This is a genomic window from Aeromonas sp. 55A (genome assembly GCF_051919665.1).
Taxonomy (GTDB): Bacteria; Pseudomonadota; Gammaproteobacteria; order Enterobacterales; family Aeromonadaceae; genus Aeromonas; species Aeromonas veronii.
In genome coordinates, this window is record NZ_JBQBEH010000006.1 from 22,062 (window position 1) to 43,528 (window position 21,467).

Sequence of the window (21,467 nt, forward strand, 5' to 3'; positions counted from 1 at the left end):
TCATGCGCCACCCAGATTGGCAACTCCGCATCATCCAGACCATTCAGGCCGCCAGCGAGCGGCCTTTTTGTTGGGGTGAAAATGATTGCTGCCTGCTCGTGGCGGATGTCTGTCTGGCGGCCTGTGACAAAGACCCGGCGGCCGAGTATCGCGGGCGCTATCGCACCGAGATCGGCGCCAAGCGGGTGCTCGCCAAAACCCACGGCGATATCCCCGCCGCCCTCGATGCGCTGTTTGCGCGGATCCCGGTGGCGATGGCCCAGCGCGGTGATGCCCTGGTGTTTGACGGCCCGCAGGGCCAGACCGCCGCCGTGATGTGGGCCGGTCAGGTGTGGGCCATGACCGAGCAGGGCGCCCGCCCCATTCCTGACGCTGTTCCCCTGTTTGCCTGGAGAGTCGAGTAATGCCTGCTGCGTTTATTCCTGTCATCGCCGGTGCCGCCGCTGGTGTGGGCTCGGCCCTGGTTGTCTCAACGGCGACCGCGATCGCCATCGGTTCGGCAGTGATGAGCGCCACCATGATGCTCACCATGAAAAAACCGAGTCTTGGCGATTACCGCGGCGCCAGTGAACGCAGTCAGGTTATGAGGGCTGCCGCCAGTGACAAGGTCTGTATCTATGGTCGGGTGATCTCTTCCGGCTTGCTTAGCATAGCTGCAGAGGAGGCGGGCGAGCAGGACGAGGGCGAATGGCTGCACCTTGCCCTGGTGTTGGCGGGCACCAAATTAAGCCGCATCGGTGATATCTGGCTCGGCGATGATCTGGTCGGCACCTATGGCGATCTGGTCAGCTGGGAGCTGCATGCCGACCGCCAGACCTGTGACCCCTATATGCTGGAGAAGTGCGCCGACTGGAAGTCGGACATGATCGGCCAGGGCATCACCTGGTTGCGCCTCTCGCTCAAGTTTAACGCCGAGAAGTTCCCCGCCGGTCTGCCCAATATCAAGGTCGAGAAGTTCGGCAAGGAGGTCTGGGATCCCCGCGATGGCCAGTGGAAGTGGAGCGACAACAGCGCCCTGGTGATCCTCGACTACTATCGCAGCTGGCTTAAGGTGCCCGATGACGAAATCCGTATGGACGAGTTTATCGTTGCCGCCAATATCTGTGATGAGATAGTCACGGTCGCCGATGGCAAGGTGGAGCCGCGCTATACCACCAACGTGGAATTCGACCTGACCGAGCCCCGCGCCAAGGTGCTGGAAGCCCTGCACATGGCATGCTGCGGTCAGCCGACCTATATCGGCGGCAAGTTCGGCATCCTGGCCGGGGCCTACTATGGCCCCGCCAGTGATGAGCTGCGCCACCATCAGCTGGTCGGCGATCTGGAGTTGCTGCCGGAGCCATCGAGCAGCGACAAAATCAACCAGGTGGCGGGCACCTTCGTTGACCCGATCACCTTTAAAAAGACCGACTTCCCGGCGGTCATCGTGCCTGAGTGGGTGGAGGAGGATGGCGGCGTCCCGCTGCTGGAAGATCTGGATTTGCGCTGTGTCACCAGCGAGTACCAGGCCCAGCGCATCGCCAACATCATCCTGCGCCAGCGCCGCGCTGCCCGCACCATCACCTGCTCGGTCAACCTCTCTGGCTGGCGCTATCGCCCCGGCCAGACCATCCGGTTTTATCTGCCTGCCCTTGGCATCAATGGCCCAGAGTTTCGCGTCACCGATTGGGCATTCAGCCTGAACGGCGGGGTAGATCTCACCCTGCGCGAGGATTCACCGCTGTTCTGGGCCGATGCCATCGGCAAGCCGATGGAGCGCCCGGAGATCACCGAGCTGCCTACCGGCGGCGTGGCGATGCCGGATCAGCTGCGCTATGACGTGGAGACGGTCGGCGAGGTGGTGCAGGGGGTGCTCACCTGGCGCAACAGTGGCACCGTCAATTACAACCAGGTGATCGTGCAGCGCATCGAGCCAGGCAAGGCGCCGGTCACCGTGCTGACCGCCCAGGTGCCGGGGCAGTCATGCCGGGTCAATGGGCTGGCCGCTGGCAACTATACCGCCATGGTCAGGGCGCTGGCGCTGACCGGTGCCGCCTCACCGGTGGCGGCGGTCAACTTCGTCATCGCCGCGCCAGCCACCCCGATCGGAGTGGAGGTAGAGGCGGGCAACTGGACGCTGGCGTTTCGCCCCAAGTTTGCGGGCGGCGATGGCTATGGGGTGCTTTGTGAGTGGTGGGTCTCGACCATCAATCTGCCGATCGGCGAAGTGATGGAGAAGGCCCGCGCCGCTGGCATGGGCACCTATATGCAGTTCGGCCAGCTCAAGCCGGACACCACCTATTATGTGTGGCTGCGGGCGGTTAACGCTTATGGCAAGTCGGCCCTGCTGGCTGCCAGTGGCAAGACCACCTATGACGCCTCATCCATTCTCGACATCATTGACGGGGAGATCGGCGCCGAGCACCTGCGCGAGGAGCTGCGCAAACCCATCGAGCTGATCCCCGGTATCAGCGAGGGGCTGACTGATCTCGACAAGGTGGTGCAAGAGATCAAGCCGATCGCCGATCGGGTGCCTGAGCTGGATAGCAAGCTGGTCGGGCTGGGTGATGCGCTGGCCGCGCTCGATGACCGCTCGCAACAAACCGAAGATCTGCTGCGCGATGAGCAGGCGAATCTCGGCGAGATGGGCATCAACAACGCCCTGCAGCAAGACAAGATCCACAGCAAGATTGACCGGGTGCAGTCCGAGATGGGCGACCTGCGCGATGCCATTTTTAGCGTCAACCCCGAGAACGGTCAGATCGAGATGGACGCCGTGCGCGCCCTGCGCGATGAGACCCACGCCAGTTTCACCCAGGTCAATCAGACGCTCGATGCCGTTAAGGGCACCATTGCCACCAAGGCCGATCACACAGTGGTTGATGCCCAGGGGGAGCGGCTGACCGAGGCCGAGCAGGTGCTCGATGGCATCAACGCCAGACTGGCGCAGACCGTCACCAAGTCGGAGTTCACTGACGAGCAGGAGCGACTGACCGAGGTCAGCAACTCACTGGACGCCACCAAGGGCGAGCTGGCCCAGAAAGCCGCCCAGTCTACCGTGACCGCCCAGGGTGAGCGCCTCGCCGCTGCCGAGCAGAAGATCACCGCCAACAGCGATGCCACCTCTGCCCTGGCGCAGAGTGTGGCGGGGCTCAAGGCAGAGGTCGCGCAGGGTGACGAGTTGCTGACAGCGACCATCACCGAAGTGGCGCGGGTCAGCGCCGAGGCTGACAAGGTGACCGCCGAGCGGGTCAGCGGACTGGAAACCCGCACCGATACCGCCGAGGGCAAGATCCAGGCCCTGGAGCAGATTGTCGAGGATGACGGCGGGATCACCGCAGGTCGCTTTGACGAGATCACCGCCGCCCTTGACCTGACCGCCGCCGCTGCCGAACAGGCTGGCCTTGCCGGTATCAACAATGCGCTGGCCGGTGAGGGGAGTGAGCAGCGCGCCCGCCAGGCCGAGGCATCTATCCGCCGCGATCAAAAGGTGCAGCTCGACATGCACCAGGCGCTCGCCAGCGAAGTGACCGAACTCAAGGCCAGCTTTGAGGGTGAGCAGGCCAACACCTCTGCCAACTTCACCAACGTTCGGGAGGTGATTGCCGGGGTCGAACAGGCAACGGCCCAGCAGTTGAGCCAGATCAAAACCGAGTTTGAAGAGGGGGATCGCAAGACCAACGCCGCCCTGCAGGAGACCAGCAAGGCGCTCAGCGATGCCGACAAGGCGCTCGCCGAGCGTGACGAGCTGCTGCAAGCGGCCATTACCGAGGGGGATGAAACCCTCAGCGCCGCCATTCAGGAGACCAACCGCGCCCAGGTCGAGGGTGATCAGGCGCTGGCCGAGCAGATCGGACAGCTCAAGACCGAGACCGGATCGCAAGGGGCCGCCATCACCACCCTGGCCAAGGTCGTCAGCGACAACCAGCAGGCGAGCGCCGAGGCGCTGGAGCAGCTGGAGGTCAAGACCGACCAGACCAACGCCACCGTGGGCAGCCTCTCCGAAGTGGTGGCCGAGCAGGGCAAGGCGCTGGCCGCCAAGCAGGATGAACTGTCATCAGAAGTTGACCTGACTGCGCTGGCCAATATCGGCAACGCCCTGGCTGACGAGGCGGGCGAACAACGCGCCCGCACCGCCCGCGCCGCGATCGTTCACCGTCAGGAGACGATGGCAGACGAACAGCAGGCGATGGCCAAGGAGCTGACCCAGCTCACCGCCGAGTTTGAAGGGGAGCAGGCCAGCACCAAGGCGCAGTTTACCGAGGTGCGCGAAGTGGTGGCGGGGGTCGAGCAATCGACCGCCCAGCAGTTGAGCCAGATCAAAACCGAGTTTGAAGAGGGGGATCGCAAGACCAACGCCGCCCTGCAGGAGACCAGCAAGGCGTTCAGTGATGCCGCCAAGGCGCTCGCCGAGCGTGACGAGCTGCTGCAAGCGGCCATCACCGAGGGTGACAACACCCTTGGAGCTGCCATCCAGGAGACCAACCGCGCCCAGGCGGAAGGTGATCAGGCGCTGGCTGAACAGCTATCGACCCTGAAAGCCGAGGTAACGAAGGGGGATAGCGCCCTGAGTGCCGCGATCTCTGAAAGCAACCAGGCGCGGGTTGACGGCGACAAGGCCAACGCCGAGAAGATTGACCAGGTGCAGGCCGTGGTTGATGACACCTCGGCGGCGGTGCAGACCGTGGCATCCGCCGTGGCGGATCTGGAGGGGGATGTCGAGGCTGGCTGGTACACCAAGGCGCAGATCAACGGCGAGGGCGGCGGCTTCGGCCTGTCGGTCAAGCTCAACCCTGACGGCTCGGTGCTGACCAGCTTCCTGCTCGATGCCGATGTGTTTGCCGTGATGTCGCGGGCAACGGGGGTATCGTCAAAGGTACACCCGCTGGTCGTCAAAAACGGCAGCGTCTACATGAACCACGCGCTGATGGACACGGCCGAGATCGGCAACGTGATCGCCAAGTACATCAACGTCCAGCATCTGAAAGGCACCCTGATCGAGGGCGGCTCTTTCAGGGGGGGTGATCTCTGGTTGGGCGAAAATGCCAATGGCCAGTTCAGTGCCTACGGCAAGCGCTGGAATGCGGGCATTGATTCGCTCGGCCGCTTCTATGGCTCTGAAGTGTTCTTTACCAGCGGTACATTCCAGGGAAACGTGCTGGCCAACTCAGGCACCTTCCAGAATGTCACCATCAGGGAGAACTGCCAGATCCTGGCTCAGCTGTCAGCGGCTCGAATCGTGGGTGATATCACCAAGGTTCGGGTGTTCGACTTGCCAGCAAAGAGCGGGATCATTATCCAGCCAGGAACGGCTGTGACGATGGTTCAGTGTTATTTCGATGCGTCCCCCTACGATCAGGAACTGACGATGGAGGAACTCGCGGTCAGGATAACCCCGTATGACGAGGGGGCGACCACGGCGCGAATTTACGCTCAAGCGGCTGGGGCGGCTGCGGTTCTTATTGCAGTTGCCACGACCGGTTCAAGCCAGACGCCGATATTTGAAAAGATCCCGGCTTGCACCATCTCCATTCCTGCAGGGTCATCGTCACTGGTCATCTATTACGTGGCCGAGCGGCGCTCAAACTGGTCTTTCTATGCGCAGAGAAAGACGTTTTTCATCAACAAAAAGGGCGGCGGATTTTCCGTCGGCTAACACCACCACACCCGGCCCAGCGCCGGGTTTCTTTTTTTCAGTCTCAGGAGCCCAGCAATGGCAGGACTTTGGCAGCGCACCGGTAACGTGACGGTGACGAATGGCAGCCGTACCGTCACCGGTTTTGGCACCAAGTGGAAAACGGGCACCCTTCCCATCCAGAAGGGTCATGCCTTCTATGGCCCCGATGGGGTGGCGAACGAAGTGGATACCGTGGTCAGCGATACCGAGATCCTGCTTGTCGAGGCATATCGCGGCGGGACGCTGGCCAATCAACCCTACAAGATCGACATCACCCGCACCTCGACCATCAGCCAGTTTTCTGCCGAGCTGTCGGCCCTGGTGGGCAAGTACCGCACCTGGTTTGATTCCATGATGACCTGGCTGACCGGCTCGGGGGATGTGGGCATTCTCAACCCGGACACCGGCGCCACCGTCACCATCCCCAGCTGGAAGAAGGTTGCCAGCGAGGGTGAAGGCCAGGCGGCCCGCGCCAAGCAAGAGGCGGACCGGGCGAAAGCCGCAGCAGACAGCATCAATCCGGAAGCCGGCGCAGGGAAGCTGATGCGTGTCGGCGGCCCTGCGATCCTGGACTCGGAGCGTTACTCTCTTGAGCGGGCAACCGGCGGCAGCCAGACCATCATTCGCGACAGCGCTGGCAACGCCAATGCTATGTTCGTGCTGCCGCGCTTCAGCTACGCCGACCTCGGCATGACCGCCGATATGGGCACTGGCGATGTGACGGCGTTCGATTTTGGCAGCGGCAGCATCAAGAGCGAGATATTCATCGGCGCCTATCTTGCGTCCGGCTCCGGCGCTGTCAGCGCGCCGCGGCAAGATCCCCGCGCCTCGCTCGATCACACCGCCGCCCGCAACGCCTGTAGTGCAAAAGGCGCAGGCTGGCATCTGATGACGGCGCACGAATGGGCGGCAATCGCCCTGTGGTGCATGGCCAACGGCTACGAGCCGATTGGCAACACCAACTGGGGGCGCAGTCATGCCAAGACGTGGATTGTTGGCGACCGGGCCGACAACCGGGCACCTGGCGATGGCGCCGGTACGGGCCGGACGCAAACGGGCTCGATGGGCGCGGAGGCGACACATAACCGCACGCCCATCGGCATCGCCGATCTGGTAGGCAACATATGGGAGTGGCAGGACGGGTTCCTGCTGCAAGACGGCCGCTTCAAGCTGTCTGCCTTTAACGCCCAGGCAGAGGCCGACTGGGCCTTTACCGATGCCTACCTCGATGCCTCATCCCCCACAGGGGGTAGCCCAATCCTCTCCAATGCCATCACCAATCGGCTCGGCGCCATCGGCGATAATGCCAACGCGGGCAACTCCGCAAACAGCGACTGGCGGATCATGGCCAAGGCGGGGGGCTATGTGTCCAATCAGGCGCTCAGGCGCCTGCTGATCGAGCCGGCCACTATCCTGCCACAGGGGCGCATCTATATGCGCAATTTCGGCGAGCGACTCCCGTATCGTGGCGGCTATTGGAACAACGGTGCCGCTGCCGGCCTCGCCGCTGTGGATCTGAACAATTCCCGCGCGTACGCGCACACGAGCATTGGGTTTCGCCCCGCCTTTGCTTGAGCTTTGGGCCTTGAGTTTTGACGGCGCCGCGATAGCGGCGCTTAGGTAAATCAGGATTGATATGGATAAACAACCGCTCGTTATCGAGCAACGGATCCGCGATATGATGCAGTATGGGTATGTCGCCATGCGGCAGTTCCCGAAGGCGGAGCGCCACGTGCTGGCCGCAGAGATCAGGTGCAGCATGTTGACACTGCTGCGGTTGGTCATCACGGCGGCCAAGCGTTACCACAAAAAGACCACACTCACGGATCTCGATGTTGAGTTAGCCGTGTTGCAAAATCAGGTCAGGCTCGCGAAAGACTTGGCCTACCTGCCAATTAACAAATACCAACACTGGAGCGGTCTCAATCTCGAGATCGGCAGAATGATCGGCGGCTGGCTCAAATACGAGCGAGCCGCCTAATCATGGGCTCCGACATCAAGCGACTCCCGTATCGTGGCGGCAATTGGAACAACGGTGCCAATGCCGGCCTCGCCGCTGTGAATCTGAACAATTCCCGCGCGAACACGAACACGAACATTGGGTTTCGCCCCGCCTTTGGCAGCAGCCAGAAGGCAACACCTCACGGGGCGTTGTCCAGTGCATTATCAAAGGGATGTCGATGCCTCGGCTATCGCCGAAAAACTGAACAGGCGGCACCGGTGCGCCGGGCCGCCGACTTTAAGGCCCTCATGTACGACCAAATCATATCGTTTGACAATCTGCACCAGGCTGCCCTGCGCTGCCTGTGCGGAAAACGCACCTCGCCCGCCGCCCTGCGCTACATGCAGCGCCTGGAAGAGCACCTGCACGACACCCACAATCATCTGCTGCACGACAGCTATCAGCCCGGCGGATACGAGGAGTTTTATGTTTTTGAGCCGAAACAGCGCCTGATCTCGGCACCCCGCTTCGTGGATCGAGTTGTCCACCGGGCGATCATGAATGTACTGGAGCCAACGCTTGACCCGCGCTTTATATTCGATAGCTACGCCTGCCGCAAAGGCAAGGGGGTACATGCCGGGGCAAACAGGGCACAGTGCTGGATGCGGGCGATCAGGCAAGCTCACGGCCCACTATTCTGCCTGAAGGCGGACATCAGCAAGTATTTCGCCAGCATCGATCACGCCCGCCTCAAGGCGATCTTGCGCCGCCACATCCACTGCGATCGCACGCTCAGGCTGCTCGATGCCATTATCGACTCGAGCCCAGGGCGGCCGGGTGTCGGGATCCCGCTCGGCAACCTGACAAGTCAGCTGTTTGCCAATCTCTATCTCAACGAGCTGGATCGCTACGCAAAGCACGATCTCGGCATCCGGTACTACATCCGCTACATGGATGATTTTGTGGTGTTGCATCACGACAAGGCGCAGCTGCACACATGGCGCGCGCGGATCGAGGCGTATCTGTGGAACAGCCTGCGCCTGACAACCAACAGCAAGACCCAGGTATTCCCTGTCGGCCCGGAGGGGCGAGCGCTCGACTTCCTGGGCTACCGCATCTACCCCACCCACCGCCTGTTGCGCAAAAACAGCATCAAGCGCATCCGCTACAAGCTGCGCCGCTTCAAACGGGCGATAGCGGCAGGAAGGCTAACGGCAGGCGACTGCCGACCATGCATCCAATCGTGGTGTGCGCACGCCGCGCATGCAAACACCTGGCGGCTGCGCTGCAGCCTGTTTAACATTTCGAGCGGGGCAAATAGATGAGCTACTTATATGACGGCGAAACGCACGACAACTACGATCCGGCCTTTATGGCGAAGCTGGGCATGAGTGAGGAGGTCATAGCCTCCGTGCTCGCCCAGCACAACTATGAGCTGACAGAGGGGCAACTGGCGCGCCGCCAGCGCGCCTACGAGGCGGAGTCCGACCCCCTTTTCTTGGAGTGGCAATACGACAAGACAGCAGCGGCCGAGCAGGCATGGCGCGACAAGGTGGCGGAGATCAAGCTGCGCTACCCGGTGGCCCGTGGGGCGGAAGAGTGATCGTCCGTCTCGAGCCCATCACGGCGAGCGTGGTCGCCGCGCTGCTTGGCTGGGCATGGAATACCGCCACGGCACCCGGCCCCGTCTGCCAGGTGCAGGAGGTTCACCAGGGCAAAACCATCCTGGTGCCGCGCCCCTGCGCCGAGGTGCTGCCCAAGTAGTGTCGAACCCCGCCCCGGCCATGTGCCGGGGCTTTTCTTTTTTCGGCTTGCCCGTCAGGGCGGTCGGTGCCAAAATTGCCTGTATAAAAATACAGTGCCAGCCGGGAGGGTTGCAGATGAGTGGAGATAATGTGATGGGTGATCAAGATGATCAGGTGATCGCTTCATCTGGATCATATACGATAGGGCGACTCGCTCAGCGTTTGGCCAGCTTGCTGCCGTTACTCGGCCCGGATGTGTGTGATGCGGTGATCACCAAAGAGATCACCCTCGCCGCCCAGGAGGCGGCCATATTGGCAGCAGCAGAAAGCTGATCTTATAGTGAGATATGACCTTTTGAACTTATCACATTTTGTGCTAGAGTTGTGGTCATAGGGTCTCGGAGCGTCCGAGGCGGAAGATTAAATCTGGCAGGATTCCAAAATGACGAAAGCCCGCCTTGCAGGGCGGGCTTTCTGATTCGATTGCACCAGTAAGCTAGTAAACAAACAGATACAAACGACTAATCGCAAAGTCAGTTTACTGGAGCAGCCGATAGTTGGCAACCTTGCCGCCACTTTTTTAGGCGGAAACATGACTTTTTCAGTGGCCCATGATGGGCTGAATGTGTGCTCAGGCAACAGATGCGGCCACAACCCGACAGCCCCGCGATTCCTTGTGCAGTCTCATGTGCAGAATATGCCAAAGTTTATCGCCCGCTCCATCGATCTCGTTGAGCACTATTACTACCGCCTCAAAGATCTGCCTCAGCTGGACACCCTGAACCCGCACCGCAAGAAGCGCTCGGAGCGCCGTGAGTCGATCATTCAGGTGCTCAAAGTGCTGCTCAAATATACCGATCTGGTTACCCTCACGGTCGGCGTTCCGACCAAGGATGGCCGAGTTGGCTTGAGCTTGAAGCGCCTGCAGGGAGAGACCACCATCAGCTGGCCACGTTTCAAGCGCGCCATCGCAGACCTGCAGGCCGCCCGCCTGCTCTCCATCAGTCAGCCCCGTATGACCAACTCGGCTGGCCAGGTGCGCGGTCTGGTTGGCATCAAGGCTATCTCCACCCGACTGTTTGCCGCACTCAAGATCGATTTCTGGTTGCGCCGCGAGCGTGAGCGCGCCTCCAAGCGCCAGCGCGCCAAGGCCAGCACGTCAGGTGCAAAGCAAAGCAGCTTCTATCGCCTGCCGTCCGCGCCATGCAAGAAGCCGGTAGAGGCTCCTGCCGTGGTTGAGCAGCTTGACTGGAATCAGTATCGAGCCAGGGCTGCGGCTGGCAAGCCGTTCTCGTAGACCCGTATCGCCACCATGACAATAACCCAGCCTTCGCGCTGGGCGCTTCTGCTTGTCCGCTTGCCGCCTTCACTATCCTGCGATCACCTCCCAGACTCCCCGCCGTCAGCTGCCCCCATTAACCAAGACTCGTTCGCGCCAAACCTAGCGAGTTATCCACAGATCCCCGCCGTCAGCTGCCCCCCTATCCCGTCAGAAATAAACCATAGGTGTGCCCACTCGTTGTGGATATCCATATTTAAGTGTTCTTCATTATTTCTAGGGTATTAAAACCCTTTTCAGATCATTCCTGGCTCGCAGGCTCCCCAGGGAGAATGCCTGGCTATGCAGGCCAGCAAGCTGGCCGCCGCCAGAGCAAGGTCAACTGCAAGAATGCCTGACCTTGCAGGGCGCAAGCGCCCGCCGGTCAGCAGGTAACCCCCTTCGTGGGGGCAAGCCCCCACACCCCATCCCCAACACCACAGATCGAACCAGCCATGCCCCATAAAGGGGCCGATCAACTTCATGGGGGCGTCAGGCTGTTGTGGCCCTAAAGATAAAAGACGTTCAGCAGGGAGGGGGGTGGCTGTCGCTTCGATACCGCAGTCATTCCTCAACCCCGCCGCCGCTGTGAGCACCAAAAAGAAAATCCATGCCACGGCATGGGCGAGGGGTGAGATTGCGTAAAACGAGGCTCAGGCGCTTTAAAGAGGGGCAAGGCCAGATAATGAAACCGGCCATCGAAATACAACAGGACTGCAACATTTTTTAAGGTGGGAGAACCAGGGGTGGCACCGCCCCTTTGTTGTCAGTTTTGGGCCGTTCGCCGTCAGGCGCAGGCCAACGCCGCCCGCGAACCCGCATTGAACATAATGCACGTTATGCGCACATGATTTTTTGCAATTATGGCGGGTCGCCCTGGTCGTCACTGCCGGATGCCCTGAGCTGGATGGGGGCGCCCAGGGCGTCAGCCATGACCATCAGCTGGTCGATCACTGTGTCGGCCAGGCGAGGTGGGAGGCGTAGGAAGATGCGCAGCGATCTGTCCAGGTGGCGCTGGCGGCCGATAGGCAGCAGCAGGTCGCTGATCTCTATGCCGAGGTAGTCGCAGATGCGGCGGGCCGCAGGAAGGGGCATGAACCCGCTGTGGCGCACGTTGAGCCACCGCCTGATGGATGTGGTGGGGATGCCCGTCTCGAATGACAGGTCATCGACTGAGACGCCGTGACGCTGCATCAGCTGCGCCAGGTGCTTTTTGGTGGCGATTACATATTCCCGATCATCATCGGTCAGATAGGCATAGGCGGGTTTCATGTCACACTCCTTGTGAGCTCCAGCGCTCGCCGTGATCTGTCGTTCGTCTGCCGTTATGTCAGATCTGACAACCACATTTGATTGTAATGATAGAGCCAGCAACCAGATCTGGCAGGCGCTCGCCATCTGGTCGGAGTAGTATAGGAATGGTTCAATTAATCACTGATTCATCAATTTCGGTATTAGATAAAAATGAAATCAAAACTACGGGATATCATGAAACAAATGCTTGATCTGGCTGGCCCCGATAACTGTTCGGCCGAGTTGGTTGAGTTGATGAAAGAGGGGCTGGCGATCACCCAAAATGAAACAGCCCCCTGGGTGGGGGCTGCTCTCTTAAATCAGGCCGGACTTCCGCGCCCTGGTAATCACCCAGGGTGACATCATTTCCAGTAATGCTCTGCGCTGGGTCAGCGGCATCGCCAAAAAGTCTATAATGCGGTGGCCCGCTCTGGTATTATTGCTCTGTTGCATAGTGTCCCTCCAAGGTGCTCGCAACTACAGGCCGACTCTCTCACAGTCGGCCTGTGTCGTTTCAGGCTCGCTGTTCGTCTCGCTCCAGCTTCTCTCTCAGTGCTTCGATGATGTACGGGTTTAACAGCAGCGATGTCACCCCCGCCGCTTTCAGTGCCTTGTGGCGCTCTTCAAACGCAACAGGCAGGCCGGTCAGCAGTTTGCTCTTGGTGGCTGCTGCCGGTGTCGCCTCTTTCTCGATGAGACGTGCCGAGCTACCTACCCCGCTCAGCATGCTCATATCAACAATCTTCTTTGCCATCTCTCACCTCTAAAGCCTTAAAGCATATAACTATCATATGCTTTTTATATGTTAAGTATATATTTATTTCTGTTCCAGAATGGCCAGGACTTCTTTGCCGAATGCCCTAACCTCTTTACCTGCTTCGCTGCTGGCGGTGGCCACGCGCTCGGTGACGCCAAGGCCCGCATCCATCATCATCCCGAAGTCGGCGCGGCGACTCAGCTTGCTGGTCATCATGGTCAGGTTGTTCAGGCCGGATACCGCATCAGCCAGGCGGCTGACATCGCGGCGGCTCGGGTGGGTTCTGGTCATCAATACGTGGCCGATCAACGGGGCGGGCAGTTTGAAATCCTGCTCGATGCTGGCCAGGGTTTCATTGAAGGCGACCAGGCCGCGCAGTTCGGTGATGTCGTCGTTTGCCGGGCAGATGATGATGTCTGAATAGGCGATGGCAAAGCGGGTCAGGTTACTGTCATAACCGCCGCAGTCGATCAGCAGGTCGAGATCCGATTCGATGAGTGCCGCCAGTTGCGGGCCGGTCACATCGCCGTGAACGTCCCACTTCATATCGTCAGGGCGCAACCGGTTGAGTGTCGCCAGGCAGAGATGGCGGTCGAGGTCTACCAGCGTCTTGATGCCCAGCTCTCCGGCCAGCTGCAGGGCCGTTGTGGTCTTGCCTGTTCCGCCCTTGCTGTGCGCTACCGTGATGATCTTTCCCATGTGTCCTCCAAGGTGATTTGTATAAGTTACATATCAATATTATATGTTTATTATATAAAAGCAAGCGAACAGGCAAAAAAAGACCCCGCTCAATGGCGGGGCTGTCTCTTCGGTCACGCTGCTTGCTTTCTTTTATGTCACGCCAGTCACGCCCAGATATTGCGGCCTGCGGTCTTGATCCTGACGATGACAGTGCCGGGGCGCCCGCTCTTGATGGGGCTGCGGTTTTTGAGTCCGTGGTCGTAGTCGGCGGCGGCGATGGCCAGCAACAGGCACAGGGTTCGGCTGGCCAGTACGCCGAGCTGAAACGCCCGGCTGATCATGTGGGTCTGGGTCTTGGCGCCCAACTTGGCGCGGATCCCCTTCTCGGCCATGTGCAGGCTGGCCTGGTCGAGGCCGCTCGCCTGCTGGATGTAACAGCTGGTTTCCCCCTCGCCATGCAACAGCAGGATGGCGAGTTCAGATTCTGTCAGGCCACATCCCGGTGTGGCGATGATCTCATTGCCGATGATCATATTGCTTGTCCTTGAGCAGGGCCTGTTGCGCCCGCAGGTGGTGGCCTATGTCCATTTTGATTTCGTGCAGTTCGCCATTGCTGGCGGCCAGGGTGTTGAGGGTGCGCTGGGTGGCCAGCACACAGGCATCGATCATGCGTTCCAGCTGCCGTGCGGCTGGCCCTTCAATCCCTTCAACAATGGTGCTGGCTGCCAGCAGGGTCTGGTGCAGCAAAACGGTGTCGCTCTCGTGCTGCCGTGAGGCGGTGGTCAATGCCTCGAAAATTACCATGATATTGTTATCTTTGTTTTGCATATTAGAGTCCGAAATTGTCACAAAAACAGATATCTGGAGGCGCGAAAAAACACACGGCTTATCGTGCGTTTCTTTTATTTGGTAATTCTAAAGAGGTATTTCCCCTTCACGTTGAGCTGCTCAAGTGCCTGGTTATCGAGACTCTCCAGGGTGCCGCTGGCGTCCTTGATGTGCCATCCGCCCACGGCGCTCGGGACAACCCAGCGCGCCAGTGTCTCTCCGTTCGGATACTCGATGGCGTAGATCCCGCCCTGTGAGACTGTGTCCGCCTTTTCAAACACCGCAATGTCGCCGCTGCCCAGGTTGGGCGCCATGGATTCATCACTGATGCTCAGCTGGAGCACGTCATCGCTGTTCTTTATATGCGGGGCGATCTTGCTCAGCAGCCAGACCGGCGCCTCCTGGCGCGGCTCTGCCGGGGTCAGCCCCAGTAAATAGCTGGCGTCTACGCCGAATCGCGGCGCGAACACTTTGTTGATGGCAATCAGCCACCATGCCAGCACCTGCTGACGCTGCCCATTCTCATATGACAGATAGGTCGATTGGCCAATGCCGAGATCCTTGCTGGCCTGCAGGGCGCTGGCATACCTGCCTTTGCGCGCCTGTGCCAGAGCATGGCCCAGGATGGCTTTTTGTTCTTCGACCATTTCCTCGGTGATGTCACCGATCGTGCGGAGGCTTTGAGGTGTGTTCATGTTTCGTTTGGCCCTTTTGATCTAGAAAAAAAGATAGCACAAAACGTGATATTTAACAGTGGTGATGATGTATTTATGTGCTGTTGGTGTTACAGTTATCTGGTTAGCAGATACTGTCAGGATTGCATATGTGCGTATCAGATTTCTTTGCCGCCGAGATGCCGACCGCCACTCAGCAAGAGCGAGCTCAGGCCGTGGCCGACAAGGTCGGCGTCAAGGCTGGCACGGTGCAGAAGTATTTTCAGCTCGACCGCTACCCAACCCCCAAGACCCTGGATGTGTTTTGCCGCGCCTGGCCTGCGCTCGATGTGCATGCGTGGCGCAAGCAGTATTTGAAGGCCCGCCAGAAAAAGGGGGCGTCATGATTGTCGCGCTGGTTGGTGCCGTGCCTGATGAAGTCGAGGCGGTGATCGGTGTCGTGATGGATGAGCGCGCCAAGGTGCAGCGCTTCTCTGTCTCTCATCGTCCGCTGAATGCCCGCGCCTTTGCCCTGCGTTCCGCCCTGGAGCGCGATCGCTTCAATGCTGACTGGCTCACCATCGTTCCGGTGTCGCACCCCGAAGAGGTGGCCACTATCCGGGCCATTGGCGGCCGTGTCGCCCATCTCTATTCGATGTGCGCGCACCCCTCCATTTTGATCACCCCGGGTGATCTGATGGTTGCCGTTCCGGGTGGTCGCCGTGGCGCCCATGTGGTGCAGGCAGCCGATCTCTATTCCCAGCTGCGCTCCATCACCCTGGCGTCACGGGAGCGGCCAGCCAAAAAGCGGGCCTGAGCGCCATGACGTACAACATCGCCGCCATGCCACAGGAGATCCAGCAGCAGTTCGAGCTGCAAAAGAGAGCCTCGCTCTGGGTCTATTGGGTTAACACCGGCAAGCCTGGATGGACGCGGGAGCGGGTGCGGGTCGAGCTGGCGCAGATTGCGGACGATGCAGAGCGCGAGGGGCTGCGTGGCTGGCTTCGCCATTATGACGCCATCGCCAAGTCGGCGGCCAAGCCAGCCAGCAAACCAACAAACAAGAAGGGATTTCGTCATGCAGCTAGATGATGCCCTGGAGCGTTGGGCGCGATGGTGTCATCAGGGGCAAATCGTGCCAACCCAGACCAGCAGCCAGACCGCCCTGCTGATGGAGATCCTGGCGACAGGGATCACAGGGCCAGGCAATAACGGCGGCGGCAAGGGGCCGATTCTGGATGGCATCGAGCCGCGCATCGAGGCGGCGCTGATGGCCATGGCGGCCTCGGGTGACGCTGGTCATCGCCGCGCCCTGGTGCTGCGCACCGAGTATCTGGTGCCGGTGCTGGAAAGCAGCCGCGCTCAGGAGGTCAGGGCGATCCGCCTCGGCTTGCCGCTGACCAAGTACCGCAAAGATTTGATGAATGCCCGTAGGGCGCTCGCCTCGGCCTTGGATGGGCCGGTCGGGCACAGAACATCCACTAACCGCCAATCGTGAGAGGATTGACATGACCACTACATTCAGACCCAGAACCTACAACAAAGACCTCGCCGCCCGCGCCGCGCTCAAGCGCCGCCAGCAGCAACGCGCCCAGATAGAGGAGCGCGCCATGCTCAAATCGCTGGGGCTCAGCCCAAAGGAGCGGCTATGAGCGCCCTGGCAGAGCTGACGAAGACCAAGAAGCGGAGCAAGCAGCCGCCCACCGAGGCGCAATTGCAGGCCAAGCGAGACAAGGCGGCCGAGCGCAAGCGCAACCAGCGTGCGCGTGAGAAGGCCCGCGAGCATGCCTTTGTGCCGGGTCAGCCCTGCTCCATCACCATCAAGCTAACGGCAGGCGAGTCCGCCTATCTCGGCAAGGCGATGAAGCTGCGCGCCCTCTGGTCAACCAGCAATTACGACATGCAGGAGTATCTCAGCACTCTGATCCTGCGCGATGGCGAGAAGCTGGAGCGGCAACTCGCCGAGATCCCGCCCTGCAAAAACTGCGGCGCCGTTTTCCCCGATAACTGCAACCGGGCTTTTTACCTTGAGTCCGATTGCAACCTGAGCGTGTACGCAAGAGGACTGAAGCTATGAGACTGAGCCATAAAAAGAAGCTGGCCCATAAGCGGTCGGGGGCGGCCAAGGGGTGGGCGCTGGTGTTGCTTTCACGCCGCCGCATCTCTCACATCTCTATGATGTCCGTATCCATAAACGGCGAGCCCGTCCCGGCTGGCTCGATAGGTGTCGCCAACATGCGGGACGTTGCGCGTTCGGCAGCGACCACCGGCGGCCTGATGACCAAGCTGGCCAGCGCGGTGTCATTCACCTTCCGCCGTCTGCGCGAGGCGGGCGCCGCCCAGGCCGATATCATCCGGGGGCGTATCGGGTGATCCTGACCGCATCCATCACAGATGCCGCCATCCGGCGGCACTCTGCCAATCCAGAGATCCACGAGCTGCGCGACCCGCGCCACCCCATCCGGTTTCGCTGGGCCAAGTGCCGCCAGCGCGGCTCCGTACATCTGGTGCTGCATATCAGGGGCGAGGCCCGCTGGCGCAAAATCGCCCCCTGGCCGTCCGTGCCTGCCGCGACCGTGGTCGCAGACCTGCCCCGCATGATCTCATCGCTGATCGCCGATCCCGCCGCTGCCGTGGCCATGAGCGAGCTGATCACCTTTGCCGACCTGCTGCGCTGGCATGGTGATCGGGTGGCAAAATCCCGCACCCTGTCAAAGTCCCGCCGCACCGCCGTGGCATCCCAGATCAAGCGCCAGCTGTTGCCGCTGTTCGGCGAGTTGTCCCTGCACTCATCGAGAGACGATCTCGATCGGGTGGTGCAGCAGTATCAGCAGCACTACGTGATCGATACCGTTCGCGCCGGATGGGGGGTGTTGAAGCAAGCAGCCAAGCAGGCGCGCAAGGTGGCGCTGTTGCATCACGACCCGCTGGCCGGTCTCGCCTTTGGTGATCTGGTCACCCACAAGCCGGTGCAGCGCCCGGGCCGCCTGCGCCCATCACAGGCCCAGTCGGTGCTGGCCGAGCTGTCAGGCCCGCTCACTGCTTCCACCATGCTCTGCCTGCTGGCCTTGCTGCATGGCACCCGCATCGGCGAGACCAGGCTGGCCGAGTGGCGCGAGTTCGATCTGGTGCCGGGTGGTTGCTGGTACATTCCGCCAGCCCACACCAAGAGCCGCCGCGAGCATGTGCTGCCGCTAACGCCAATGGCCCTGGAGCTGCTGCTGCGCTATCGCGCCAGCCAGCAGGCCGCCGGATATCGCGGGGTCTACCTGTTCCCCGCTGACACTCGCCCCGGCCCCATCGGTGCCCGCGATGCGACCCGCGCCGTGGCGGCCGTCTCGGGTGGCCGCTGGTGTGCCCATGACCTGCGCAAGCTGGCCCGCACCCGCTTTACCGACCAGGGCACCGACCACCTGGTCGGCGAGGTGCTGATCAATCACGCCATGGGCAAGCTGGCGGGCATCTATATCAACTCATCCATGCGCGACCAGATGCGTGAGGCGCTGTCGCTCTATCACGACTGGCTGGCAGAGCAGGGCAAACAGCAAATATTTATATAGATAATGTATGCTTTTCATATAAAAGCTATATATTATGGTTGTGGTTAGGTATGTCACCTAATCAGTGCCCCGGTCATGCGGGGTCAGGCAATAACGAGAGAGTACGCAAATGAACACGACTAATCGCACCGTCGGAACCATTGAAGAAGCCCTGAAACTGGCCCAGCCCCATGAGCTGCTGGCCGCCTTTGTCCCGAGTTTTAACGACCTCACCGGCCAGCTGGATGAGGTATCCCAGGAGCGGGACGAGCTGGATATTCAGTTGGCTGCTAAGCACACCCAATTGCTCGATGCGCAGTCACGCATAGCCGACCTTGAGCAGGAGAACGAGAGTTGCCGCGAGGCGGCTCGTAAGGCTGAAAAGATAGGCAAGGACTCCATCGCCCTGCAGACAGAGAAAGCCCGCCTGCAGGAGCAGCTGGCACAGTTGCAGAAGGTGATCGCCTCCTATGGTGGCGTGAACGGCATCGACAAGCTCAAGGAGCAAAACAAGCGGCTTAAGAGTGGCAATGCTGATAAGGATGCGCGCATCGGCCAGCTGGAGCGTGAAAACGGGCAGTACCGCCACGACCTCACGGCCACTCAGCGCCAGACGATCGAGGCTCACACCAAGATAGACGAGCTGCAGCGCCAGCTTGCCCACGACACCGGCAGCGGCCTTTATCACAACGGTGAGCATCACCTGATCATCTGGCCGCAAAAAACCAAGCTGCAGCGCGATGATGGCAGCACCTTCGAGGGTCGCTCGCTGCTCTATATGCACCAGTCCGGCCGTGCCGCGCTGTTCTACTACAACGAGCAGGATGGCACCGTGCTGGCCCAGTCACCAAAAGGCGGCCTGAAACCGAGTGCGGCCACCCAGGAGTTCGCCCATAACTGGCTGTTCAAGGTCAACAGCCTGCAGGGTGGGGTGGTGCATCCGGCGGATATGGAGCCGGTCGATTACAACGGCTACTCAAGCCAGCAAGCGGCGTGATGGGGGTGTGAGATGAGTTCAACCACTGGCGACAAAATCGAGCGCGATAACTACCCGACCCCAGTCGATGTGATCAACGCCATGCTGGCAAAGATGGGCTGGCGCCCCGGTGATACCTTCCTGGAGCCGTGCCGCGGTGATGAGAGCCGTATCTATGACCGGGTGCCGTTACCTGAATCACAAAAGGACTGGGCGGAGATCTCGATGGGCCGCGATTACCTGGCCCACGATTTCGGCCGTAAGTTCGATGTGATCATCACCAACCCGCCGTTCAGCCTGACCGAGGAGTTTTTGGAAAAGAGCCTGGCCGAGCTGAAACCGGATGGCACCCTGATTTACCTGCAGCGGGTCAACTTCCTGGGCTCCATCAAGCGGGTGCCGTTCTTTGCCCGGATTGGCTTTCCGAACAAGACGCCGGTCATCATTCCGCGCCCACGCTTTGCCAAGGGCGGCACCGACTCTTGCGAATACGCCTGGATGGTCTGGGATCGCGGCGGCCGCTTCAATGTGCCGAACGGCATCAGCCACCTGCTCACCCGCGCCGCTTGATAGAGGAAATCACGATGGCATCAGTAACCGTTGACATTGACCTTGATGAGTTCGATTCGTGCGACCTCATTGAGGAGCTTGAATCTCGGGGGTATGTAGTCCAGGGCGAGAAAAGCTCGCCCGTTGACTCAACACCTTCTGACCTTATCGAGCGCCTGTACTACGCCCTGGCCAACAATGACCAGGACACCATCAACAGTACCGCCACCACGCTCTGCTATGTGCTGGGCGGCCGTATTCTGTAAGGGGAACCATGATCCGCCGCCTCATTGCCACCCTGCGCCGCGCCAGACCATGCCGCCATGTGTTTGTCGGGGCGCAGATGGGGCGCCGGGATGAGTGCGGCATATTGGCCTGGCCCTGCTGCCGTTGTGGCCAGGTGTTCCACTTCGAGTACGGCCTGCAGGCGGGCCGCTACGGGGTGATCACCGGCCCCTGGGGAGCGTGGGACAAGTCAGGCATCCCCTGCTTCTACCCACACCCCCGCAACTTTCCGTGAACCACTGACCAGAATTGAACAAGGGGCCTTTATGGCCCCTCTCTTTTGCTGTAGTCTCTCTGTTTAGTGCCGATAATCGAGATTATACAGTTAATGCCAAAGGCTATTGTTGTTGAAGATCCGCAGCTGGCCCATGCCGTTGCAGTGGCCAAGGCATCGAGCCCAGAGAACGGGAGCAGGGATGCGGCCTTGTTGCTCTGCTGCTTCGGTACGGGTATGAAGCCAGCCGAGCTGGCGCAGCTACGGGTTAGTGATTATCTCTCCCCTGGTGGTGAGCCGCTTGCCGAGACGGTGGTCAGGCCGGAGATCGCATTTAACGGGCGGGCTCGCCCATTGTGCTGGGTCAACAAGAAGCTGATCGCCGCCATTGATGAACACCTGGCCGACCGGCTCAAGCGTGGGCATGGCATCACTGGCAGGCTGACAGCCTATCGTGGGCTCGACCCGCAGAGCGGTCTGTTTGTCTCTGGTCGCACCGGTCAGCCGCTCAAGCTGACGCGCATCGAGCGGGATGGTCGGGTGAGCTATCGGGCTGACCAGCTGACGGCCCTGATTGCTCGCTTGTTCGCTCAGGCTGGCATTGAGGGGGCTACGGCTCAATCTGCCCGTCGAACGCTGGCGGTGAAGCTCAAGCGCAAGGGGATAGACGAGCGCCATATCGGCGAGATCCTGGGGATGACCAGCATCAAGGCCATTAAGACCCTATGCGACACCGACCCGGTGCGCCTGGGTGACCTGATCAAGAGGATTGTGTGATGACTAAGGGTAAGCGCGGCGCAGCTCAGCAGGCCGCCGATGGGCGATATGAGGCAAAAAGGGCAGGCATGGCCCGCCTCCCTGGTGGCTATCTGACACAGGAAGAGGCTGATTTGCTGGATGAACTGGCGGCCATTCACGGATCCAAAAAAGCAGCCATTTTCAGAGGGTTAGAGCTGCTCAAAAAAATATCAGAAAACCCATCCGAAACCCCTTGATGTATCGTGCGCACGATATTATAGTTAATTCATCGA

At 60.4% G+C, this 21,467-nt stretch carries 30 protein-coding genes; 24 read left to right on the forward strand and 6 right to left on the reverse strand.

All coding sequences use genetic code 11. The features are described 5' to 3' along the window. Positions 1-2: 2 nt before the first annotated feature. The 9 genes from ACTG2G_RS03330 (at position 3) to ACTG2G_RS03370 (ending at position 10,640) form a co-directional block, all read left to right on the forward strand. The gene (locus ACTG2G_RS03330; protein ID WP_439985178.1) at positions 3-404 is read left to right on the forward strand and encodes a DUF6950 family protein; all 402 of its coding nucleotides are present in this window, start codon (positions 3-5) and stop codon (positions 402-404) included. Further along, the gene (locus tag ACTG2G_RS03335) at positions 404-5,635 is read left to right on the forward strand and encodes a phage tail tip protein J-related protein (protein ID WP_439985179.1); all 5,232 of its coding nucleotides are present in this window, start codon (positions 404-406) and stop codon (positions 5,633-5,635) included. Before ACTG2G_RS03330 ends, ACTG2G_RS03335 begins: the two co-directional genes overlap by 1 nt. 57 nt (positions 5,636-5,692) lie before the next feature. Then, positions 5,693-7,231, forward strand: coding sequence for a hypothetical protein (locus ACTG2G_RS03340; RefSeq protein ID WP_439985180.1), 1,539 nt, complete (start codon positions 5,693-5,695; stop codon positions 7,229-7,231). Between the two features lie 61 nt (positions 7,232-7,292). Then, positions 7,293-7,637, forward strand: a complete 345-nt coding sequence (avd, locus tag ACTG2G_RS03345) for a diversity-generating retroelement protein Avd (protein WP_270806083.1) — start codon at positions 7,293-7,295, stop codon at positions 7,635-7,637. A 2-nt stretch (positions 7,638-7,639) separates the two neighbouring features. Then, the gene (locus tag ACTG2G_RS03350) at positions 7,640-8,923 is read left to right on the forward strand and encodes a reverse transcriptase/maturase family protein (protein ID WP_323914498.1); all 1,284 of its coding nucleotides are present in this window, start codon (positions 7,640-7,642) and stop codon (positions 8,921-8,923) included. Further along, positions 8,920-9,201 (forward strand): hypothetical protein, encoded by a 282-nt coding sequence (locus ACTG2G_RS03355; RefSeq protein ID WP_439985181.1) that lies wholly within the window; start codon positions 8,920-8,922, stop codon positions 9,199-9,201. The genes ACTG2G_RS03350 and ACTG2G_RS03355 overlap by 4 nt, the downstream gene beginning before the upstream one ends. Continuing rightward, positions 9,198-9,362, forward strand: coding sequence for a hypothetical protein (locus ACTG2G_RS03360; RefSeq protein ID WP_439985182.1), 165 nt, complete (start codon positions 9,198-9,200; stop codon positions 9,360-9,362). Before ACTG2G_RS03355 ends, ACTG2G_RS03360 begins: the two co-directional genes overlap by 4 nt. 116 nt (positions 9,363-9,478) lie before the next feature. After that, a complete protein-coding gene (locus ACTG2G_RS03365; protein ID WP_439985183.1) occupies positions 9,479-9,676 on the forward strand; it encodes a hypothetical protein in 198 nt (65 codons plus the stop codon). Positions 9,677-10,040: 364 nt separating this feature from the next. Next, positions 10,041-10,640 carry a hypothetical protein gene (locus tag ACTG2G_RS03370; RefSeq protein WP_332650719.1) on the forward strand — a complete coding sequence of 200 codons (600 nt, stop codon included), beginning with the start codon at positions 10,041-10,043 and terminating at the stop codon, positions 10,638-10,640. Positions 10,641-11,522: 882 nt separating this feature from the next. Here ACTG2G_RS03370 and ACTG2G_RS03375 read toward each other — a convergent pair. After that, positions 11,523-11,933, reverse strand: coding sequence for a helix-turn-helix domain-containing protein (locus ACTG2G_RS03375; RefSeq protein WP_332650721.1), 411 nt, complete (start codon positions 11,931-11,933; stop codon positions 11,523-11,525). 216 nt (positions 11,934-12,149) lie between these two features. Here ACTG2G_RS03375 and ACTG2G_RS03380 point away from each other — a divergent pair, with 216 nt between their 5' ends. Continuing rightward, a complete protein-coding gene (locus ACTG2G_RS03380) occupies positions 12,150-12,314 on the forward strand; it encodes a hypothetical protein (RefSeq protein ID WP_332650724.1) in 165 nt (54 codons plus the stop codon). 154 nt (positions 12,315-12,468) lie between these two features. Here the strand turns inward: ACTG2G_RS03380 and ACTG2G_RS03385 are convergent, their stop codons facing one another. The 5 genes from ACTG2G_RS03385 to ACTG2G_RS03405 form a co-directional block, all read right to left on the reverse strand. Beyond that, on the reverse strand, positions 12,469-12,708 hold the full coding sequence (locus ACTG2G_RS03385) for a hypothetical protein (RefSeq protein ID WP_439985188.1): 240 nt from the start codon (positions 12,706-12,708) through the stop codon (positions 12,469-12,471). A 63-nt stretch (positions 12,709-12,771) separates the two neighbouring features. Next, the gene (locus ACTG2G_RS03390; RefSeq protein ID WP_439985189.1) at positions 12,772-13,410 is read right to left on the reverse strand and encodes a ParA family protein; all 639 of its coding nucleotides are present in this window, start codon (positions 13,408-13,410) and stop codon (positions 12,772-12,774) included. A 146-nt stretch (positions 13,411-13,556) separates the two neighbouring features. Continuing rightward, entirely contained in the window at positions 13,557-13,925 is a 369-nt protein-coding gene (locus ACTG2G_RS03395; protein WP_332650734.1) for a hypothetical protein, read from the reverse strand. Further along, a complete protein-coding gene (locus ACTG2G_RS03400; protein ID WP_439985190.1) occupies positions 13,909-14,220 on the reverse strand; it encodes a hypothetical protein in 312 nt (103 codons plus the stop codon). The genes ACTG2G_RS03395 and ACTG2G_RS03400 overlap by 17 nt, the downstream gene beginning before the upstream one ends. A gap of 74 nt (positions 14,221-14,294) precedes the next feature. Beyond that, positions 14,295-14,915 carry a S24 family peptidase gene (locus tag ACTG2G_RS03405; RefSeq protein WP_439985191.1) on the reverse strand — a complete coding sequence of 207 codons (621 nt, stop codon included), beginning with the start codon at positions 14,913-14,915 and terminating at the stop codon, positions 14,295-14,297. 128 nt (positions 14,916-15,043) lie between these two features. On the opposite strand from ACTG2G_RS03405, the gene ACTG2G_RS03410 reads away from it, so the two are divergent. The 14 genes from ACTG2G_RS03410 to ACTG2G_RS03475 all read left to right on the forward strand — a co-directional run bounded on the left by ACTG2G_RS03410 (position 15,044) and on the right by ACTG2G_RS03475 (position 21,431). Next, positions 15,044-15,280, forward strand: coding sequence for a hypothetical protein (locus ACTG2G_RS03410; protein WP_332650742.1), 237 nt, complete (start codon positions 15,044-15,046; stop codon positions 15,278-15,280). Next, entirely contained in the window at positions 15,277-15,690 is a 414-nt protein-coding gene (locus tag ACTG2G_RS03415) for a hypothetical protein (protein WP_439985192.1), read from the forward strand. The genes ACTG2G_RS03410 and ACTG2G_RS03415 overlap by 4 nt, the downstream gene beginning before the upstream one ends. Positions 15,691-15,695: 5 nt before the next feature. Beyond that, a complete protein-coding gene (locus ACTG2G_RS03420) occupies positions 15,696-15,965 on the forward strand; it encodes a DUF3283 family protein (RefSeq protein ID WP_439985193.1) in 270 nt (89 codons plus the stop codon). Further along, positions 15,952-16,371, forward strand: coding sequence for a hypothetical protein (locus tag ACTG2G_RS03425; protein ID WP_439985194.1), 420 nt, complete (start codon positions 15,952-15,954; stop codon positions 16,369-16,371). Before ACTG2G_RS03420 ends, ACTG2G_RS03425 begins: the two co-directional genes overlap by 14 nt. Before the next feature lie 10 nt (positions 16,372-16,381). Then, positions 16,382-16,525 (forward strand): hypothetical protein, encoded by a 144-nt coding sequence (locus ACTG2G_RS03430; RefSeq protein WP_332650752.1) that lies wholly within the window; start codon positions 16,382-16,384, stop codon positions 16,523-16,525. After that, positions 16,522-16,950, forward strand: coding sequence for a hypothetical protein (locus ACTG2G_RS03435; protein WP_439985195.1), 429 nt, complete (start codon positions 16,522-16,524; stop codon positions 16,948-16,950). Before ACTG2G_RS03430 ends, ACTG2G_RS03435 begins: the two co-directional genes overlap by 4 nt. Next, positions 16,947-17,246, forward strand: a complete 300-nt coding sequence (locus ACTG2G_RS03440) for a hypothetical protein (RefSeq protein ID WP_439985196.1) — start codon at positions 16,947-16,949, stop codon at positions 17,244-17,246. The genes ACTG2G_RS03435 and ACTG2G_RS03440 overlap by 4 nt, the downstream gene beginning before the upstream one ends. Beyond that, a complete protein-coding gene (locus tag ACTG2G_RS03445; RefSeq protein ID WP_439985197.1) occupies positions 17,243-18,433 on the forward strand; it encodes a tyrosine-type recombinase/integrase in 1,191 nt (396 codons plus the stop codon). The genes ACTG2G_RS03440 and ACTG2G_RS03445 overlap by 4 nt, the downstream gene beginning before the upstream one ends. A gap of 109 nt (positions 18,434-18,542) precedes the next feature. After that, complete coding sequence (locus tag ACTG2G_RS03450; protein ID WP_439985163.1) at positions 18,543-19,409, forward strand: hypothetical protein; 867 nt, start codon at positions 18,543-18,545, stop codon at positions 19,407-19,409. 12 nt (positions 19,410-19,421) lie between these two features. Then, on the forward strand, positions 19,422-19,958 hold the full coding sequence (locus ACTG2G_RS03455) for a DNA methyltransferase (RefSeq protein WP_439985164.1): 537 nt from the start codon (positions 19,422-19,424) through the stop codon (positions 19,956-19,958). A 14-nt stretch (positions 19,959-19,972) separates the two neighbouring features. After that, positions 19,973-20,203 carry a hypothetical protein gene (locus tag ACTG2G_RS03460; protein WP_129505086.1) on the forward strand — a complete coding sequence of 77 codons (231 nt, stop codon included), beginning with the start codon at positions 19,973-19,975 and terminating at the stop codon, positions 20,201-20,203. 8 nt (positions 20,204-20,211) lie between these two features. After that, positions 20,212-20,457 (forward strand): hypothetical protein, encoded by a 246-nt coding sequence (locus ACTG2G_RS03465; protein ID WP_439985165.1) that lies wholly within the window; start codon positions 20,212-20,214, stop codon positions 20,455-20,457. A gap of 93 nt (positions 20,458-20,550) precedes the next feature. Beyond that, positions 20,551-21,213 (forward strand): site-specific integrase, encoded by a 663-nt coding sequence (locus ACTG2G_RS03470; protein ID WP_416035268.1) that lies wholly within the window; start codon positions 20,551-20,553, stop codon positions 21,211-21,213. Then, complete coding sequence (locus ACTG2G_RS03475; RefSeq protein WP_270792911.1) at positions 21,213-21,431, forward strand: hypothetical protein; 219 nt, start codon at positions 21,213-21,215, stop codon at positions 21,429-21,431. Before ACTG2G_RS03470 ends, ACTG2G_RS03475 begins: the two co-directional genes overlap by 1 nt. Positions 21,432-21,467: the final 36 nt, after the last annotated feature.

What these genes read in the sequence shown, in the direction of transcription:
- avd (WP_270806083.1), top strand. Translation starts at nt 7,293, where the DNA reads ATGGATAAACAACCGCTCGTTATCGAGCAACGGATCCGCGATATGATG.
- ACTG2G_RS03405 (WP_439985191.1), bottom strand. Translation starts at nt 14,915, where the DNA reads ATGAACACACCTCAAAGCCTCCGCACGATCGGTGACATCACCGAGGAA.
- ACTG2G_RS03415 (WP_439985192.1), top strand. Translation starts at nt 15,277, where the DNA reads ATGATTGTCGCGCTGGTTGGTGCCGTGCCTGATGAAGTCGAGGCGGTG.
- ACTG2G_RS03420 (WP_439985193.1), top strand. Translation starts at nt 15,696, where the DNA reads ATGACGTACAACATCGCCGCCATGCCACAGGAGATCCAGCAGCAGTTC.
- ACTG2G_RS03410 (WP_332650742.1), top strand. Translation starts at nt 15,044, where the DNA reads ATGTGCGTATCAGATTTCTTTGCCGCCGAGATGCCGACCGCCACTCAG.
- ACTG2G_RS03475 (WP_270792911.1), top strand. Translation starts at nt 21,213, where the DNA reads ATGACTAAGGGTAAGCGCGGCGCAGCTCAGCAGGCCGCCGATGGGCGA.
- ACTG2G_RS03465 (WP_439985165.1), top strand. Translation starts at nt 20,212, where the DNA reads ATGATCCGCCGCCTCATTGCCACCCTGCGCCGCGCCAGACCATGCCGC.
- ACTG2G_RS03390 (WP_439985189.1), bottom strand. Translation starts at nt 13,410, where the DNA reads ATGGGAAAGATCATCACGGTAGCGCACAGCAAGGGCGGAACAGGCAAG.
- ACTG2G_RS03450 (WP_439985163.1), top strand. Translation starts at nt 18,543, where the DNA reads ATGAACACGACTAATCGCACCGTCGGAACCATTGAAGAAGCCCTGAAA.
- ACTG2G_RS03380 (WP_332650724.1), top strand. Translation starts at nt 12,150, where the DNA reads ATGAAACAAATGCTTGATCTGGCTGGCCCCGATAACTGTTCGGCCGAG.
- ACTG2G_RS03455 (WP_439985164.1), top strand. Translation starts at nt 19,422, where the DNA reads ATGAGTTCAACCACTGGCGACAAAATCGAGCGCGATAACTACCCGACC.
- ACTG2G_RS03440 (WP_439985196.1), top strand. Translation starts at nt 16,947, where the DNA reads ATGAGACTGAGCCATAAAAAGAAGCTGGCCCATAAGCGGTCGGGGGCG.
- ACTG2G_RS03460 (WP_129505086.1), top strand. Translation starts at nt 19,973, where the DNA reads ATGGCATCAGTAACCGTTGACATTGACCTTGATGAGTTCGATTCGTGC.
- ACTG2G_RS03335 (WP_439985179.1), top strand. Translation starts at nt 404, where the DNA reads ATGCCTGCTGCGTTTATTCCTGTCATCGCCGGTGCCGCCGCTGGTGTG.
- ACTG2G_RS03350 (WP_323914498.1), top strand. Translation starts at nt 7,640, where the DNA reads ATGGGCTCCGACATCAAGCGACTCCCGTATCGTGGCGGCAATTGGAAC.
- ACTG2G_RS03330 (WP_439985178.1), top strand. Translation starts at nt 3, where the DNA reads ATGCGCCACCCAGATTGGCAACTCCGCATCATCCAGACCATTCAGGCC.
- ACTG2G_RS03400 (WP_439985190.1), bottom strand. Translation starts at nt 14,220, where the DNA reads ATGCAAAACAAAGATAACAATATCATGGTAATTTTCGAGGCATTGACC.
- ACTG2G_RS03425 (WP_439985194.1), top strand. Translation starts at nt 15,952, where the DNA reads ATGCAGCTAGATGATGCCCTGGAGCGTTGGGCGCGATGGTGTCATCAG.
- ACTG2G_RS03395 (WP_332650734.1), bottom strand. Translation starts at nt 13,925, where the DNA reads ATGATCATCGGCAATGAGATCATCGCCACACCGGGATGTGGCCTGACA.
- ACTG2G_RS03370 (WP_332650719.1), top strand. Translation starts at nt 10,041, where the DNA reads ATGCCAAAGTTTATCGCCCGCTCCATCGATCTCGTTGAGCACTATTAC.
- ACTG2G_RS03375 (WP_332650721.1), bottom strand. Translation starts at nt 11,933, where the DNA reads ATGAAACCCGCCTATGCCTATCTGACCGATGATGATCGGGAATATGTA.
- ACTG2G_RS03435 (WP_439985195.1), top strand. Translation starts at nt 16,522, where the DNA reads ATGAGCGCCCTGGCAGAGCTGACGAAGACCAAGAAGCGGAGCAAGCAG.
- ACTG2G_RS03385 (WP_439985188.1), bottom strand. Translation starts at nt 12,708, where the DNA reads ATGGCAAAGAAGATTGTTGATATGAGCATGCTGAGCGGGGTAGGTAGC.
- ACTG2G_RS03340 (WP_439985180.1), top strand. Translation starts at nt 5,693, where the DNA reads ATGGCAGGACTTTGGCAGCGCACCGGTAACGTGACGGTGACGAATGGC.
- ACTG2G_RS03430 (WP_332650752.1), top strand. Translation starts at nt 16,382, where the DNA reads ATGACCACTACATTCAGACCCAGAACCTACAACAAAGACCTCGCCGCC.
- ACTG2G_RS03365 (WP_439985183.1), top strand. Translation starts at nt 9,479, where the DNA reads ATGAGTGGAGATAATGTGATGGGTGATCAAGATGATCAGGTGATCGCT.
- ACTG2G_RS03470 (WP_416035268.1), top strand. Translation starts at nt 20,551, where the DNA reads ATGCCAAAGGCTATTGTTGTTGAAGATCCGCAGCTGGCCCATGCCGTT.
- ACTG2G_RS03355 (WP_439985181.1), top strand. Translation starts at nt 8,920, where the DNA reads ATGAGCTACTTATATGACGGCGAAACGCACGACAACTACGATCCGGCC.